We start from the raw sequence: 14,717 nt of genomic DNA on the forward strand, positions 1-14,717 counted from the left end.
GACTTCTGTTCAGAAGCGCCCCGCCCGACAACGCGGGCGAGGCTGGACATGATACCCATGGGGAACTCGTTAACTGCACTACGGTATCATAATACCACAGCGCAGAATCCGCCCGCAAGGGTTTTGTTATAGTATCACGCCGCCAGATGATCCAAGTTCAGGCCGGGGTAGGCAATCGCGTTCACCAGTTCCACCCGCTGTTCCAGCATCCCTTGCGGCATGATCCCATATTTCCCGGTTGTCGTCGGCTCTGCATGTCCAAGGATGAAGCCGAATTGCTGGTCAAGGTGGCCCGCCCGCCGCAGCGCATCGGCAGCCCCATGACGGAAGGAATAGAGCGACAGGCCCCGGCCTTCTTTCAGGCCGATCCGGATCATGTAGCGCCCGAACTCGCGCGACACATCCGCCATCATCTGCCCGCGCACATTGCGCACCGCACCGGGGAACAGCGCGGGGCCGCCCTCTTTCACGCGGGTCTCATGGTATGTGAGGAAGCCAAGGCGGATCAGTTCTGGATGCACCGGCACCACCCGCATGGAACCGGCGGTCTTCACCGATTTGCCCGCAGCGGTTTCGTCGCCTTCGGTCGTAATGTGCATGATCCAGTGCCCATGCTGTTGCCGAACATCGTTCACCGCAAGCTGGCCGATCTCGCCGGGCCGGGCACCAGAGAACAGCATAATCAGCGGCACCCAATAGCGGTGATCGCGGATCAGCACATCACCGGGCTTGGCAACATTGCGCCATTCGGTCGCGCTCTTGCAGCCGGTGAACCAAGGCGAGGTGAACAGGGTTTGAAGCTGGTCGCTGGTGAAGGGCAAGGTCGCGGTCTTGCGTTCCTTCTTCAACATCATCTTTTCGGTCGGGTTCTCGCCAATATAGGCGTTATCCACCGCCCATGACAGGAAGGCCCCGAGGCTGGACAGATAGCGGTTCACCGTGCGGTCAGACAGCGTAGGCTTGCCGATCTGTTCATTCGCCCGGATGATCTGGTGAAAGGTCATCCCGGCGAAGGCTTTGGTTTCCGTGGCCTTGACCGGGTAATCTTGCAGAAGCTGTTTCCACTCGCGCACTTCAACCTTGCTGATCTTCGCAATCGGGAAGCTGGCCCCCACCAGATCAACAAAGGTGCCAATGTCGCGGCGGCACTGGTCCAGCCGATCCTGCGCCACACCGTTCGGATTCTCGCGGGCGAACTTTTCGAACACATCCATGATCGTTTCGCCCGGCTTCGCAGTTTCGCGGCGCGGGCCAACGGCAGGCTTCACCAGCGGGTCACGCGGCTGGCCCGAGTAATCGCCCCGATCCCGTTCAAGGCTGCGTTCCAGCGCCTCAGCCTCGGCCCGCATCATGTGCCGGGCAAGGCTGATCCATTCCGGCGTTCCACGGTTCACCAGAAGGCGGTTCGCTTTCAGATAGGCGTCAACCTCATGGGCGATCAGCGCGGTTTCGCCCTTTGCCAAATGCTGCCGCAGATCGGCCAGCTTTACCTTCCTGTGTTCGGATGACACATCCGCCATGCGCTGCGCCACCATCAGGTCAAGGCCTGCGTCCAGCACCTGCAACGGGTCAAGGCCGCTGATGTCGTCGCGTTCGATCCGGGCGATAGCCTCGGCCTTCGCCGCCTGCACCTCGGCTTCCCCCGGCAGGGCTGCGCGGGCCTGATCGTCGCGGGCAAGGCTGCCGGTGTATTGATCCCAAACCGCGTGTTCGCGGTCAGCAGGCACCAGCACCCGCCGGGCGCGCATGTCTTCAAACTCGCGGTGCCAGTTCGTGATGACCGGGTGCAGGCGGCGCTTGGCCTCGGCCAGATCAGAGGTTCCAAGCGCCTTCACCAGTTCCTTCCGTCCTATGACTTTCACCAGATCAAGGGGAACTCTGATCCTCGCGGAATAGGCGGCACCGCGCCGGAAAAGGTAACTTGGAAGGGCCATGACTGCACCATGTGGAAGGGTCGCGTGTTACAGTCATGTGTTACAGTTCAAAGCTGGATAGTCAATAAACACCATATACTTACGAGAAAATAAGGGCTTGGAAAAAGTTGGATTAATGTCCTAGCGCCCCAGCCAATATCATCTTAGCATGGGTACACGCCGCGCATATGGCCAACCCTTTTCAGGCCAGTCCCCAAAAGGACCAGCGCGGAATTGCCCCCGCGCGGTCAGGTTCACCCCTTGCGGGAGAGCGCTTCGGCCAGAAGGCCGGTGACGATCTCGGCGGGCACCTGATCGGTGACGAAGGCCTCACCGATGCCGCGGGCGAGGATGAAGCGCAGCTTGCCATCAAGCACCTTCTTGTCCTGCGCCATCAGCGCCATCAGCGCCTCGGCACCCGGCAGGTCGCCCGGGATGTCGGCGATGTCCACCTTCATCCCCATGGCGCGCAGATGGGCGCGCACGCGGCTCGGCGCCTCCTGGCTGCACAGGCCCAGCCGTTGGCTGAGTTCGAACGCCAGCGCGCAGCCGATGGCCACGCCCTCGCCATGCAGCAGCCGGTCACTATACCCCGTGGCTTTTTCCAGCGCGTGGCAGAAGGTGTGGCCCAGGTTCAGCAGCGCGCGGTCCCCCTCTTCCGTCTCGTCGCGCACCACGATTTCGGCCTTCATCTCGACAGACCGGCGCACGGCATACTGCCGTTTCACCGGGTCGCGGGCTAGATCGGGGCCGTTGACCTCCAGCCAGTCGAAGAAAGCCGCGTCGCCCAGCAGGCCGTATTTCACCACCTCGCCATAGCCGGCGAGAAAATCGCGGGTGGGAAGCGTTTCCAGCAGTGCAATGTCGGCCAGCACCAGCGCAGGCTGGTGGAAGGCGCCGACAAGGTTCTTGCCCTGCGCGGTGTTGATGCCGGTCTTGCCACCGACCGAACTGTCCACCTGTGCCAGAAGCGTGGTCGGGATCTGCACGAAGCGCACCCCGCGCCGCAGCACGGCGGCGGCAAAGCCCACCAGATCGCCGATCACGCCGCCACCAAAGGCCACGACGACATCGCGCCGCTCCACCTTCTGCTCCAGCAGCCATTCCACAGTGCGGGCGAATTGCGGCCAGCCCTTGGTCGACTCGCCGGGCGGCAGGGCAAGGCTGACCATCGTGATCCCCTCGGCCACCAGCGCCGCCTCCAACGCGGCCAGATGCCGGGCCGCGACGGTTTCATCGGTCACCACAGCCACGCGCTTGCGGCGCAGCAGCGGTGCGATTTCGGCCCCGGCCCTGCCCAGCAGCCCCACTCCGATACGCACCTCATAGGCGCGCGCGTCCAGCGCCACCGGCACCACATCCATCGTCATTGCTCAGATCCTTTCCAGCACGTCGTCGCGCCCGCGCAACGCCTCGATCACCCGCAGCGCCATCTGTTCGACCGACAGGTCGGGAGCGGCGTCAACTGTCAGGTCGGCTTTTGCGTAATGCGGCACCCGCGCCTCATATAGCAGGCGCAGCGTCTCGCGCGGGTTTTCGGTGCGCAACAAGGGGCGCGTGGTCTTGTGGCGAACCCTGTGCCACAGCAATTCCAGATCGGCGCGCAGCCAGACCGAGATGCCCTGCCCCGCAATCGTCGCCCGGTTCACTTCGGACAGAAACGCCCCGCCGCCGGTGGACAACACGCAAGGCTCGCCCTTCACCAACCGCGACAGAACCTCGGTTTCGCGGGCACGAAAGAACGGCTCGCCATCGCGTTCGAAGATTTCGGCGATGCTGCGTTGTGCGGCCTTGACGATTTCTTCGTCGGAATCCCGGAACGGAACTCCCAATGTGCGCGCCAGCGCGGTGCCCACCGCCGTCTTGCCCGCCCCCATCATTCCAACCAGCACGACCGTCTTTTTCAGCCGCTCCGTCACCCTTTGTTCCCCCGCCGAGGCACATATCCGGCGATGCAATGCCGGTTGTGCGAACTTTTGTCCCTGAATGGCGTGAACTCGCGGCAATTGCCATATATATTCTTCCGGATACTCCGCAGCGGCCTTGGCTTTGCCGCGCCGTCGCGGCAAGAAACGGGCAGAACATGAGGGACGCAAGACAGCATGGGCCGGATCATCAAACTTCTTCTTCTTCTGGCGATTCTGGGGCTGATCGGGCTGACCGGTTATGCCTATCTCGCGGATCTCAGCCCGGAACGGCATGACGTGACCTTGCCGGTGACGCTGGATGCAAACTGATTACAGGCGCAGGTTCCCGCTTTCGGCGCTGAGCCTGCTGGCCTGCCTGTGCGGCACAGGGGCTGCGGCGGATGAGCCGCTGTCGGCCATCGATTGGTTGTCGAAATCGGTGGCGGTTCCGGCGGCGGCGCCGTCTCTGGGGCCAGTTCCCAGTTCCACCCCCAATCCCGCACCAAAAACGGACGAGCCTGCGGTGACCAAGGGTGCCCTGCCGGGGGCCGTTACGGTCACGGTGCTGGGGGCGCCCTCGCTGGACGGGGTGGGGTTGCTGCCTGCCGCCCGCACAGGATTGCCACGTGCACTTTGGGGCCTGTCAAAGACCGAGGACATCGCGCTGCGGCTTACACGCGAGCAGACCGATACCCTGCCCGCGCTGCAGGGCCTGCTGATTACCCTGCTGCTGGCCGAGGCCGATCCGCCGGTGGACAGTGGCGGGCGCGGTTTGTTGTTGCTGGCGCGGATCGACAAGCTGTTGTCGATGGGCGCATTGGATCAGGCGGCGGCACTGACCGAGATTGCGGGCAATGCCTCGCCCGAGTTGTTCCGGCGCCGTTTCGACATCGCGCTGCTGACCGGGCAGGAAGATCTGGCCTGCGCCGAAATGCAATCCGCACCGCATCTGGCCCCGACGCTGACCGCGCGCATCTTCTGTCTGGCCCGCGCGGGCGACTGGAACGCGGCGGCGCTGACACTGGAAAGCGCGCAGGCGCTGCAGCAGGTTCCGGCAGAGCAGGAAGCGTTACTGGAACGCTTCCTTGATCCCGAACTGGCCGATGGCGCCGAACCCCTGCCCCCGCCTGCCCTGCCGACCCCGCTGATCTGGCGCATGTACGAGGCGATCGGCGAACCGCTGGCAACCGCCCATCTGCCGCTGGCCTTTGCCCATGCCGAATTGCGCCCTCAATCGGGGTGGAAAGCCCAGATCGAGGCAGCAGAACGTCTGGCGCGCGCCGGGGCGATCACACCGAATCTGCTGCTGGGGATCTATACGGATCGCCAACCGGCTGCATCGGGTGGGGTTTGGGATCGCGTGGCAGCATTTCAGGATTTTGACGCAGCCGTGACTTCGGGTGACCGTGAAGCGGTGCTGCGCACGCTGGAACCCGCATGGGACGCCATGCGCGCGGTCGAGCTGGAAAACGCTTTCGCAGCGCTGTTCGGCGAGCGGCTTGCCGCGATGGAACTGCCCGATGCGCAAGGGGTGCTGGCCCTGCGTATGGCGCTGCTGTCACCGCAATATGAACATGCGGCGCGCAGCCACCTTGCAAATGGCCCGGCGGATAATCCGCAAGAGGCCTTTCTGCTGGGTCTGGCGCAGGGAAACATTCAGGGGCTGATCCCGCCCGACAGCATGGCGCGGGCCGTCGCCCCCGCCTTCCTGACCCCCGTCACCACAGACGAGGCGCAGTTGCTGTTGGCGGAACATCGCATTGGCGAGGCGCTGATGCTGGCCATAGATGGCGTGGCGCGCGGCGTGCAGGGCGATCCGCGCGGCGTCGCCGAAGGGTTGTCGCTGCTGCGCAAGCTGGGGCTGGAAGACATTGCCCGCCGCACCGCGCTGGAACTGCTGCTGCTGGAACGGCGGGGCTGAGCTATGGCCGCCGAGGCGCTGATGCACCGCTGGATCACCACCTTTCTTGACGCACAGGCAGCCGAGCGGGACGCGGCACGCAATACCCGCCTTGCCTATGGCCGCGACCTGCTGGATTTCGCGGGCTGGCTGGCGCAGCGGCAGCTTGATTTCACCGGCGCCGACCGACAGGCGGTCGAGGATTATCTGGTGTTCTGCGATGCGCAGGGCCTGTCAAAGGCTACTCGCGCCCGGCGCCTGTCGGCGATCCGTCAGCTTTACCGCTTCGCGCATGAGGAAGGCTGGCGTGCCGACAATCCGGCGCTGCGGCTGAAAGGCCCCGGCCAGGATCAGCGCCTGCCCATCGTGCTCAGCGAGGAGGAGGTGGACCGCCTGCTGGAGGCCGCCCGCGACAAGGGCCGCTCGCTGGACGATCAGGTGCGCAACCGCGCACTGATGGAACTGCTTTATGCCACGGGGATGCGGGTATCGGAGCTGGTGGAACTGCCGGTCGCAGCGGCGCGCGGCGATCCGCAGATGATTCTGGTGCGCGGCAAGGGTGGCAAGGAACGCATGGTGCCGCTGTCGCCCCCGGCGCGCGAGGCGCTGGCAGCTTGGCTGCCCCGTCGTGACCGCGCAGATGAGGCTGACCGCAAGGCGGGTGGGCCCGGCTCGAAATACCTGTTTCCCAGCCGGGGCGCCGGGGGGCATCTGACGCGCAACCATTTCTATGTGCTGATCAAGCAGATCGCGGTTCTGGCCGGCGTCTCGCCCGCCAAGGTGACTCCGCACACGCTGCGCCATGCCTTCGCCACCCATCTGCTGGCCCATGGCGCCGATCTGCGGGTGATCCAGACGCTGCTGGGCCATGCCGATGTGGCCACAACAGAAATCTATACCCATGTGCTGGACGATCACCTGAAGACCCTCGTGCTTGACCATCATCCGCTTGCCAAAAGGACCGATCCCGAATGACGCCCGAAACCGCCCCGCTGCTCGATACCGCCGCGCTGCTGACGGGGGCGGCCATTCTGCTGTTGCTGGTTCTGTCGGCCTTCTTTTCGGGGTCGGAAACCGCACTGACCGCCGCCTCGCGCGGCAAGCTGAAGGCGCAGGCGGATAAGGGCTCGCTCGGCGCACAATCTGCCATGCGAGTGACCGAAGACAACGAGCGGATGATCGGCGCGCTGCTGCTGGGCAACAATATCGTCAACATCCTGTCGACCGCGCTGGCCACCGCGCTGTTCACCCGCCTGTTGGGCAATGGCGGCGTGGCCATGGCGACGGTGGTGATGACGGTGCTGGTGCTGGTGTTCGGCGAGGTGCTGCCCAAGACCCTGTCGATCACCTATCCCGAGCCTGTGGCGGTCAAGGTCGCCCCGGTGGTGCGCATTCTGATCGCCGTCTTTTCGCCGGTTGTCATGCTGGTGCGGCTGCTGGTGCGCGGTATCCTGCGCCTGTTCGGCGTGAAATCCAATCCCGAGGGCCGGATGCTGGCCATGCGCGAGGAAATCGTCGGGGCCATTTCGCTGGGCCATAGCGAAGGCGCGATGGAGAAGGAAGACCGCGACCGGCTGCTGGGCGCACTGCATCTGGGTGAACGCACCGTGGAAGAGGTGATGCTGCACCGGCGCGAGATCGAGATGGTCGATGCCGATCTGGCCGCCGATGCGATCCTGACACAGGTGCTCAACTCGCCCCATACCCGCCTGCCCGTCTATCGCGGCGATGCCGAAAACATCATCGGCGTTATACATGCCAAGGATCTGCTGCGCGAGGTGGAACGCCTGCTGCGTGGGCCAGAGGGCGCGCCGGGCCAGTTGGCCGATCTGGACGTGATGAAAGTGGCGATGAAGCCGTATTTCGTGCCCGAAACCACCACGCTGGATGAACAGATGCGCGAGTTTCTGAAACGGCGCACCCATTTCGCGCTGGTGGTGGATGAATACGGTGCACTGCAGGGGTTGATCACGCTGGAAGACATTCTGGAAGAAATCGTCGGCGACATCACCGATGAATTCGACGTGGTTCAAAAGAATGGTGTGCTGAAACACGACGCCAGCGGCGATTTCATCGTCGATGGTGCCATGACGATCCGCGACCTGAACCGCGCCACCGACTGGGGCTTGCCGGATGACGAGGCGAACACCATCGCCGGGCTGGTGATCCACGAGGCGCAGATGATCCCGAATGAAGGCCAAGCCTTCTCGTTCCACGGCTTCCGGTTCGAGGTTGCGGCGAAACGCGAAAACCGGCTGACGCGGCTGAAGATCCGCCCGCTGTAACGCTCAGAAGATCTCGATCGCGGCGGCAAGGGCGGCAAGTTTCGTCAGGCCGCTCAACTGGATTGCATCGCCATCGCCGAAATCCAGCAAGATGCCTGCATCGTTCACGGTGCCGAATTTGTCGATCACCTGGCGGGCCGTCAGGGTGCCCGTCCAGAGCGCATCGTCCAGTTGCAGCATGTCGCCGGACGCGGCGTCGAAATCGGCGATGCGGATGCGGCTGCCGCCCAATGCGAACACGAAATCATCCGCCCCGCCGCCGCCAGTCAGCTTGTCGCGCCCGCCGCCGCCGTTCAGGATGTCATTCCCCAGACCGCCATCGAGATCATCATTGCCGCCGCCGCCCAGCAGGTTGTCGCCCCCCGCATCGCCGCGGATCACGTCATCGCCACCTGCCCCGACCAGCCGGTCATTTCCGCCCCCGCCCGACAGCCTGTTGGCCCCGGAATTGCCGGTCAGCACATTGGCCACCTCGCTGCCGGTCAGTGCGATATCGGCGATGCCAAGCGCACTGGCATTGGCGATCCCGCTGATCAGGCTGACATTGCCGGACACGCGCAGCAAAGTGCCGTCAACGAGATCCACCTTCACATTGCCTGCCGAAAGATCCACCTCGACCTTGCTCGCCAAGGGGCCACGCCCGAAGATCGCCGTCACGGTCGTGCCCGCCTCTGCCGCAAGCGCATAGCCGCCGGCATTCAGGCTTTCGCCTTCGATCCCATTCAGGATCCGCATGGCAAGCCCGGCCCGACCCTCGCCGATCGAATAGAAGTTATCCCCATCCTTGTCATCATAGACAACGCCCGTCACATAGGCGGTCTTTGCGGAATAGGCGAAGTTCTGCACCTCGACGGACACGTCATAGTTGGTGCGATTCTGGGTGAACACACCCTGCATTTCGGCAACGCCGACCACCCGCAGGTTGGTCAGCAGCATTTCCGCCCGGTGCAATGCGCTGTTCATCACGGCTTTGTGGTGTTCTTCGATAAGCTGCGCCAGCGTGAAGCCCCGATAGCTCATCAACGAGAGATTTTCACCCCAAACATCTGTCTTCAAATAGAATGTCGGATACCCCGCATCAACCATACGGTCACCAGCATCACTGCCGCCTCTGCCGGTATGCGAGAAAATATCTGCCGAAAGGATCCAGCTTGCATGGCTCTCGGCAGAATCGCCCAGCACTTCCATCGGCGCCAGCGCCTGTTTCGGCGCCGCGGTGATCGTCCCTGCGGCCAGCCCCTCATTCAGACCAATCCGATAGGCCGCAGCCTCTGCTGCCGGATCCAGCCGGGCGCGATTGATCAGTTCGATCGCATATTGCTCTGCCGCTGAAATTGCCATCGTGCCCTCCCGCCGTCGTCCGCGCGTCTCGGCCGATTATAAAAAAACTCACGCCAGAATTAAGGCGCGACCTTGGCATATGGCATCAATTTCGTGACATTACCGGATCAGCGCTTGCGAAACAGGCTGCCAAGCACCCCACGCACGATAGCCTGCCCCGCAGTGGAGCCGAGCTGGCGGGCAAAGCTCTTGGTGAAGGCTTCGGTGGCAGAATCGCTGCGGCGGCTGGTCGTGCGTGGTGCCGGGGCCGCACGGTCCACCTTGCCATCATAGCGCCGCGCCTTGTTGAACTCCTGCTCCGCCCTAGGTGCCGGATCTTCTGCCGCAGCTTCGCGCGCGGCAGCGTCGGCGCGGGCGCGAAGTTTCTCATAGGCCGAGTCACGGTCGATCACTGCCTCATAACGGCCCCTGAGCGGCGAAGCTGCAATAAGCCTCGTCCGTTCCTCGGGCGAGATCGGGCCAAGACGCGAGGCGGGCGGGCGGATCAACGTGCGTTCCACCATGCCCGGAATCCCCTTGGCCTCGAGAAACGAAGTGACAGCCTCGCCGGTGCCCACATCGCGTATCGCGTCTTCCGTCGCAAAGCGCGGGTTGTCACGGTAGGTCTGCGCGGCCATGCGCAGGTCTTTCTGATCGCGCGCGGTAAAAGCGCGCAGCGCATGCTGCACCCGGTTGCCCAACTGGCCCAGAATGTTTTCGGGCACATCCGCCGGGTTCTGCGTGATGAAATACACCCCCACGCCCTTCGACCGGATCAGCCGCGCCACCTGTTCCACCTTGTCCACCAGCGCCTTGGGGGCATCGTCGAACAGCAGATGCGCCTCGTCGAAAAAGAATACCAGCTTGGGCTTTTCGGGGTCACCCACCTCGGGCAGTTCCTCGAACAGTTCCGACAGCAGCCACAGCAGGAAAGTGGCATACAGCCGCGGATTCTGCATCAGCTTGTCGGCGGCCAGCAGGTTCACCCGCCCACGGCCCGCCGCATCCACCAGCATCAGATCGGCAAGCGCCAGGGCCGGTTCGCCAAACAGTTGCTCGCCACCCTGATTCTCCAGCACCAGCAACCGCCGCTGGATCGCCCCAATGGAACTGGTGGAAACCAGCCCATACCGCGTTGAAATCGCCTGTGCATTCTCGCCGATGAACACCAGCATGGCCTGCAGGTCTTTCAGATCCAGCAGTGGCAGCGCTTCTTCGTCAGCCAGACGGAAAGCGACATTCAGCACGCCTTCCTGCGGCTCGCTCAGATCTAGCATCCGTGCCAGCAACAACGGGCCCATTTCCGAAACGGTGGTGCGGATCGGGTGGCCCTGTTCGCCGAACAGATCCCAGTATGTCACCGGGCAAGCCTCATAGTGCAGGTCCAGCCCGATTGTCGCGGCACGTTTGGTGAAGGCTTCATGCAGCTTGCCCTCGGCAGAGCCTGCGATCCCCATCCCCGCCAGATCGCCTTTCACATCCGAAAGCACCACCGGCACACCTGCCGCTGAAAACCCTTCGGCCAGAACCTGCAGTGTCACCGTCTTGCCAGTGCCTGTCGCCCCGGCAATCAGCCCGTGACGATTGCCATAGCGGAGCAGAAGGTTCTGCGGCACCCCATATCCATCGCCGCCGCCGCCCACGAAAATCACACCCTGATCGCTGCTCACACCCGCCCTCCACCGCATATTTGCCCCGAAAATACAGTGTTCATCGCTTTGCGCCAGCCTTGTCGTCATACCCCGCCGCGTCTTGCCGCACGGGATACGAGACCTCGCTGTTGACTGACCACGCCCGGCAGCCACGCATTTTTCAGGGGGTGTTGCGGCAGCGCAGCATGAAAATCCAGTTGACCTGCAAAGCATGTCGCCGTAGCGTCACGAACAATGAAGTCGGCCAGTCCGACAGGGAGCAAAAAAGACAGCAAAAAGGGCCGGAACCACGGCCCTTTTTGTTTATTTCCGCTCAGGATGCGGCTCAGACGGTCCTTTCCACCTTTGCGTGATTGCAGCAATTTCGCGACTGACTTGGCGCAAACCGCATGTTAAGTGGCAGCCATATCATTCGAGGACCTATCGCCATGTCGATAAACGATGTCACCAAAGCCCTTGCGCTTTCCCTGATCCTGGGTTTTGCAACCAGCGCGGCTGCGCAGGAAGCCACCACGCCCCCCGCTGCCCCGTCAGCCGAGGCACCTGCCGCGGAAACCCCGGCGGCGGCTCCGGCACAACCTGCCGCTCCGGCTGACGGGGTGGGCTCTGTCTATGTCAAATCCACCCATGACAGCTGGGAACTGCGTTGCGTGAAAGCCGGGGAAGGCAAGGCCGATCCCTGCCAGATCTATCAGCTTCTGAAAGATGCCCAAGGCAACTCGGTGGCCGAAATCGGAATTTTCCCGCTGCCGGCAGGGGCTGAGGCCGCAGCCGGCGCCACCCTCATCACCCCGCTGGAAACCCTTCTGACCGAAAACGTCGTGCTGCAGATCGACGCCCAGAAAGCCCGCGTCTACCCGTTCAGCTGGTGTGACCGCGGCGGCTGCGTGGCCCGTGTGGGCTTCACCGCAGAAGACATCGCCAGCCTGAAAAAGGGCAACAAGATGACGATGAGCATTGTGCCGATTGCGAAGCCGGATCAAAAGGTTACGCTCGACATTTCGCTCAAGGGCTTCACTGCCGGCTTTGATGCCCTGCCGATTCCGGCCAAGTAAGACCGCTGAGATCTGAAACAGCGCCGCGCCCCCCAAAGGGCGCGGCGGTTCGCATTATGGCGCCCGGCGCAGCGCCAGCACGGCGTTCAAGCCGCCAAAGGCAAAGGCGTTCGACAGCGCCACCTCGACCCGCGCCTGCCGCGCCACATTGGGCACCACATCGAGCGCACATTCCGGGTCGGGTTCTTCATACCCGATTGTCGGCGCAATCACCCCGTCGCGCAGCGCCATGATGCAGGCCAGCAGTTCCACCGCGCCGGTGCCGCCGATCAGATGCCCATGCATCGACTTTGTGGACGAGATCATCAGCCGGTCGGCATGGGGTCCGAACACATCCGCCACCGCAGCACATTCCGTCTTGTCATTGGCCGCCGTGCCTGTGCCATGGGCGTTGATATATCCCACACCCTCGGGGTTCAGATGCGCATCGCGCAGCGCCCCCGAAATCGCCCGCGCCGCGCCCTGTTTCGACGGCATCACGATATCCGACGCGTCCGAGGTCATGGCGAAGCCGACCACCTCGGCCAGAATCTCTGCGCCGCGGCGTTTGGCCTGTTCATATTCCTCGAACACGAACACCGCCGCGCCCTCGCCCTGCACCATGCCGTTACGGTTCAGGCTGAACGGGCGGCAGGCGTCTTTCGACATGACGCGCAGTCCTTCCCACGCCTTGATGCCGCCGAAGCAGAGCATGGATTCCGACCCGCCGGTCACCATCGCCCGGCACATGCCAGACCGGACCATATGGAACGCCTGCCCCATCGCATGGTTGGAACTGGCACAGGCCGTGGAGACGGTGAAGGTTGGCCCTTTCAGGTTGAACTCCATCGAGACATGGCTCGCTGCGGCATTGTTCATCAGCTTGGGCACGACAAAGGGGTGAACGCGGTTCTTCCCCTCTTCATAGACGGTGCGATAATTGTCGTCCCAGGTGTTCACGCCGCCCGCCGCCGTACCCAGCACGACGCCCGCCTCATAGCCCAGATGCCCGTCGAAATCGAGGCCGGACTGCGCAATCGCCTGCCGCGCGGCAAGCAGAGTGAACTGCGTAAATTTATCATACAAAACAATCTGCTGCCGGTTGAAGTTCACCTCTGGATCCCAGTTGTGAACCTGCCCGCCGATGCGGATCGTCAAGCGTTCGCTGTCGCGGATGTCCAACTCGGTGATGCCGCAACGCCCTTCGCGAAACGCCTCGAGCGTGCCTTTCACATCATGGGCCAGCGCGTTGATCGTGCCTGCGCCGGTGATGACGACGCGCTTCATGCCGCCTGCTCAGACACCAGACCTTCGACCGCCGTCACGATGGCCGCCACCGAAGAGATGTCGAAACCCGATTTGTCAGGCGCATTGGCGTTGAACGGCACCGAAATGTCGAACGCCTCTTCAATGGCAAAGATGCTTTCCACCAGACCGAGGCTGTCCAGCCCCAGATCGTCCAGCGTGTCTTCCATCCGAATATCCGAGACATCCATCACCGCCTGTTCGGCGAGGATGGCAATCACCCGGTCTTTCACTGTCTGTGTCATGCAAACCCCCTGAGCCCCTTTCGGGGAAGTTATGGCGTCATCTCACAGTTTTGAAACAAGTTTCTGAAGCTCGGCTACCGTCGCCGCAAGACGCGGCAGGCGGCGCAGGGCCTTGTTGATCTCCATCTGCGTTTCCATCTTCACCGCCGGGTTGCCAAGGATCACTCGGCTTGCCGGCACGTTGGAGAAGATCTTGGTGCCGCCGCCCGCAATCACATCATCCCCGATGAAGATATTGTCGCTGACGCCGACCTGCCCGGCCAATACCACCCGGTCGCCGATCCGGGTCGAACCGGCCACACCCACCTGCCCGCAGAGCAGACAATCGCGGCCCACCTGCACATTGTGGCCAAGCTGCACAAGGTTGTCGATCTTGGTGCCCGACCCCACGCGCGTGTCGCGGATCGTGCCACGGTCTACGGTGGCATTGGCGCCGATTTCCACATCATCTCCGATGGTTACAGAACCAAGTGAATGTATGCGGGTCCAGCTTTGCTGGCGGATCTCGTCGCGCTGGCCCAGCGTGCCGCGAATCTCTTCGACGCCCGATTTCTCGGGCGTGACGAAGGAAAACCCGTCGCCCCCGATCACCGCTCCGGGCTGGGCGATGAAACGGTCGCCAATGGTCACGCCCGGCCCGATGCGCACGCCCTGCAGAATCATGGCATCCGCGCCCAGACTGGCGCCTTCGGCAATGCTGACATGGCTGGCAATGCGCGCACCCGACCCGATGCGCACGCCTGCGCCGATCACCACGAAGGGGCCGATGGCCGCGCCCTCACCGATCTCGGCGCCGGGGTCGATCACCGCCATCGGGTGGATGCCCGATGCAATCTGCGGCCCGGGGTCCAGCATCTGCGAAAGGCCCGCCATGGCCACGCGCGACCGGGGCGCAAAGATTGCCGCCTCCAGCCCCAGCGCCTGCCAGTCGGCGCCCTGCCAGACCATCGCCGCGCGCGCGCGGCCCTTGGCAAGGCCATCAGCATATTTCGGGTCCATCGCCAGCGCCAGATCCTGGGGCCCGGCCATCTGCGGCTCTGCCGCGCGGCTGACGGTCAGATCAAGATTTCCCATCGCCTCTGCGCCAAGGGCTGCGGCAATATCGCGGATCGTATGGGCCATGGCGTCCTCGCATCAGACAGGCGCAACACGCGCC

13 protein-coding genes are annotated in these 14,717 nt (G+C 63.4%); 5 read left to right on the plus strand and 8 right to left on the minus strand.

What is annotated here, in order from left to right:
• Nucleotides 1-134: 134 nt before the first annotated feature.
• From BMX43_RS18365 to BMX43_RS18375, 3 genes are all read right to left on the minus strand, one after another.
• A complete protein-coding gene (locus tag BMX43_RS18365) occupies nt 135-1,934 on the minus strand; it encodes a DUF6538 domain-containing protein (RefSeq protein WP_091303609.1) in 1,800 nt (599 codons plus the stop codon).
• Between the two features lie 233 nt (nt 1,935-2,167).
• The gene (gene aroB / locus BMX43_RS18370) at nt 2,168-3,283 is read right to left on the minus strand and encodes a 3-dehydroquinate synthase (RefSeq protein ID WP_091303610.1); all 1,116 of its coding nucleotides are present in this window, start codon (nt 3,281-3,283) and stop codon (nt 2,168-2,170) included.
• A gap of 3 nt (nt 3,284-3,286) precedes the next feature.
• Nucleotides 3,287-3,859 carry a shikimate kinase gene (locus tag BMX43_RS18375; protein ID WP_091303638.1) on the minus strand — a complete coding sequence of 191 codons (573 nt, stop codon included), beginning with the start codon at nt 3,857-3,859 and terminating at the stop codon, nt 3,287-3,289.
• A gap of 156 nt (nt 3,860-4,015) precedes the next feature.
• Here BMX43_RS18375 and BMX43_RS20430 point away from each other — a divergent pair, with 156 nt between their 5' ends.
• Genes BMX43_RS20430 through BMX43_RS18395 form a run of 4 tightly spaced genes read left to right on the plus strand, consistent with a single transcriptional unit; the run spans nt 4,016 to nt 8,005 of the window.
• A complete protein-coding gene (locus BMX43_RS20430; RefSeq protein ID WP_091303611.1) occupies nt 4,016-4,150 on the plus strand; it encodes a hypothetical protein in 135 nt (44 codons plus the stop codon).
• Nucleotides 4,140-5,741 (plus strand): hypothetical protein, encoded by a 1,602-nt coding sequence (locus BMX43_RS18385; protein ID WP_091303612.1) that lies wholly within the window; start codon nt 4,140-4,142, stop codon nt 5,739-5,741. Before BMX43_RS20430 ends, BMX43_RS18385 begins: the two co-directional genes overlap by 11 nt.
• A gap of 3 nt (nt 5,742-5,744) precedes the next feature.
• Nucleotides 5,745-6,695 (plus strand): site-specific tyrosine recombinase XerD, encoded by a 951-nt coding sequence (locus tag BMX43_RS18390; protein WP_175482184.1) that lies wholly within the window; start codon nt 5,745-5,747, stop codon nt 6,693-6,695.
• The gene (locus BMX43_RS18395) at nt 6,692-8,005 is read left to right on the plus strand and encodes an HlyC/CorC family transporter (RefSeq protein WP_091303613.1); all 1,314 of its coding nucleotides are present in this window, start codon (nt 6,692-6,694) and stop codon (nt 8,003-8,005) included. Before BMX43_RS18390 ends, BMX43_RS18395 begins: the two co-directional genes overlap by 4 nt.
• A gap of 3 nt (nt 8,006-8,008) precedes the next feature.
• Here the strand turns inward: BMX43_RS18395 and BMX43_RS20435 are convergent, their stop codons facing one another.
• Both BMX43_RS20435 and BMX43_RS18405 read right to left on the minus strand, forming a co-directional pair.
• Complete coding sequence (locus tag BMX43_RS20435) at nt 8,009-9,346, minus strand: hypothetical protein (RefSeq protein WP_091303614.1); 1,338 nt, start codon at nt 9,344-9,346, stop codon at nt 8,009-8,011.
• 107 nt (nt 9,347-9,453) lie between these two features.
• Nucleotides 9,454-10,995, minus strand: coding sequence for a helicase HerA-like domain-containing protein (locus tag BMX43_RS18405; RefSeq protein WP_091303615.1), 1,542 nt, complete (start codon nt 10,993-10,995; stop codon nt 9,454-9,456).
• Nucleotides 10,996-11,405: 410 nt separating this feature from the next.
• Between BMX43_RS18405 and BMX43_RS18410 the strand changes: the two genes are divergently transcribed.
• Nucleotides 11,406-12,032 (plus strand): invasion associated locus B family protein, encoded by a 627-nt coding sequence (locus tag BMX43_RS18410; protein ID WP_091303616.1) that lies wholly within the window; start codon nt 11,406-11,408, stop codon nt 12,030-12,032.
• Between the two features lie 54 nt (nt 12,033-12,086).
• On the opposite strand, the gene BMX43_RS18415 is transcribed toward BMX43_RS18410, so the two are convergent.
• Genes BMX43_RS18415 through lpxD form a run of 3 tightly spaced genes read right to left on the minus strand, consistent with a single transcriptional unit; the run spans nt 12,087 to nt 14,683 of the window.
• Nucleotides 12,087-13,298 carry a beta-ketoacyl-[acyl-carrier-protein] synthase family protein gene (locus tag BMX43_RS18415; RefSeq protein ID WP_091303617.1) on the minus strand — a complete coding sequence of 404 codons (1,212 nt, stop codon included), beginning with the start codon at nt 13,296-13,298 and terminating at the stop codon, nt 12,087-12,089.
• Nucleotides 13,295-13,561: an acyl carrier protein gene (locus BMX43_RS18420; protein ID WP_091303618.1), complete on the minus strand. Its 267-nt coding sequence runs from the start codon at nt 13,559-13,561 to the stop codon at nt 13,295-13,297. Before BMX43_RS18420 ends, BMX43_RS18415 begins: the two co-directional genes overlap by 4 nt.
• A gap of 42 nt (nt 13,562-13,603) precedes the next feature.
• Nucleotides 13,604-14,683, minus strand: coding sequence for a UDP-3-O-(3-hydroxymyristoyl)glucosamine N-acyltransferase (gene lpxD, locus BMX43_RS18425; protein ID WP_091303619.1), 1,080 nt, complete (start codon nt 14,681-14,683; stop codon nt 13,604-13,606).
• Between the last annotated feature and the right edge of the window lie 34 nt (nt 14,684-14,717).

Origin of the sequence: Gemmobacter aquatilis, from assembly GCF_900110025.1 — a bacterium.
GTDB classification, from domain to species: Bacteria; Pseudomonadota; Alphaproteobacteria; order Rhodobacterales; family Rhodobacteraceae; genus Gemmobacter; species Gemmobacter aquatilis.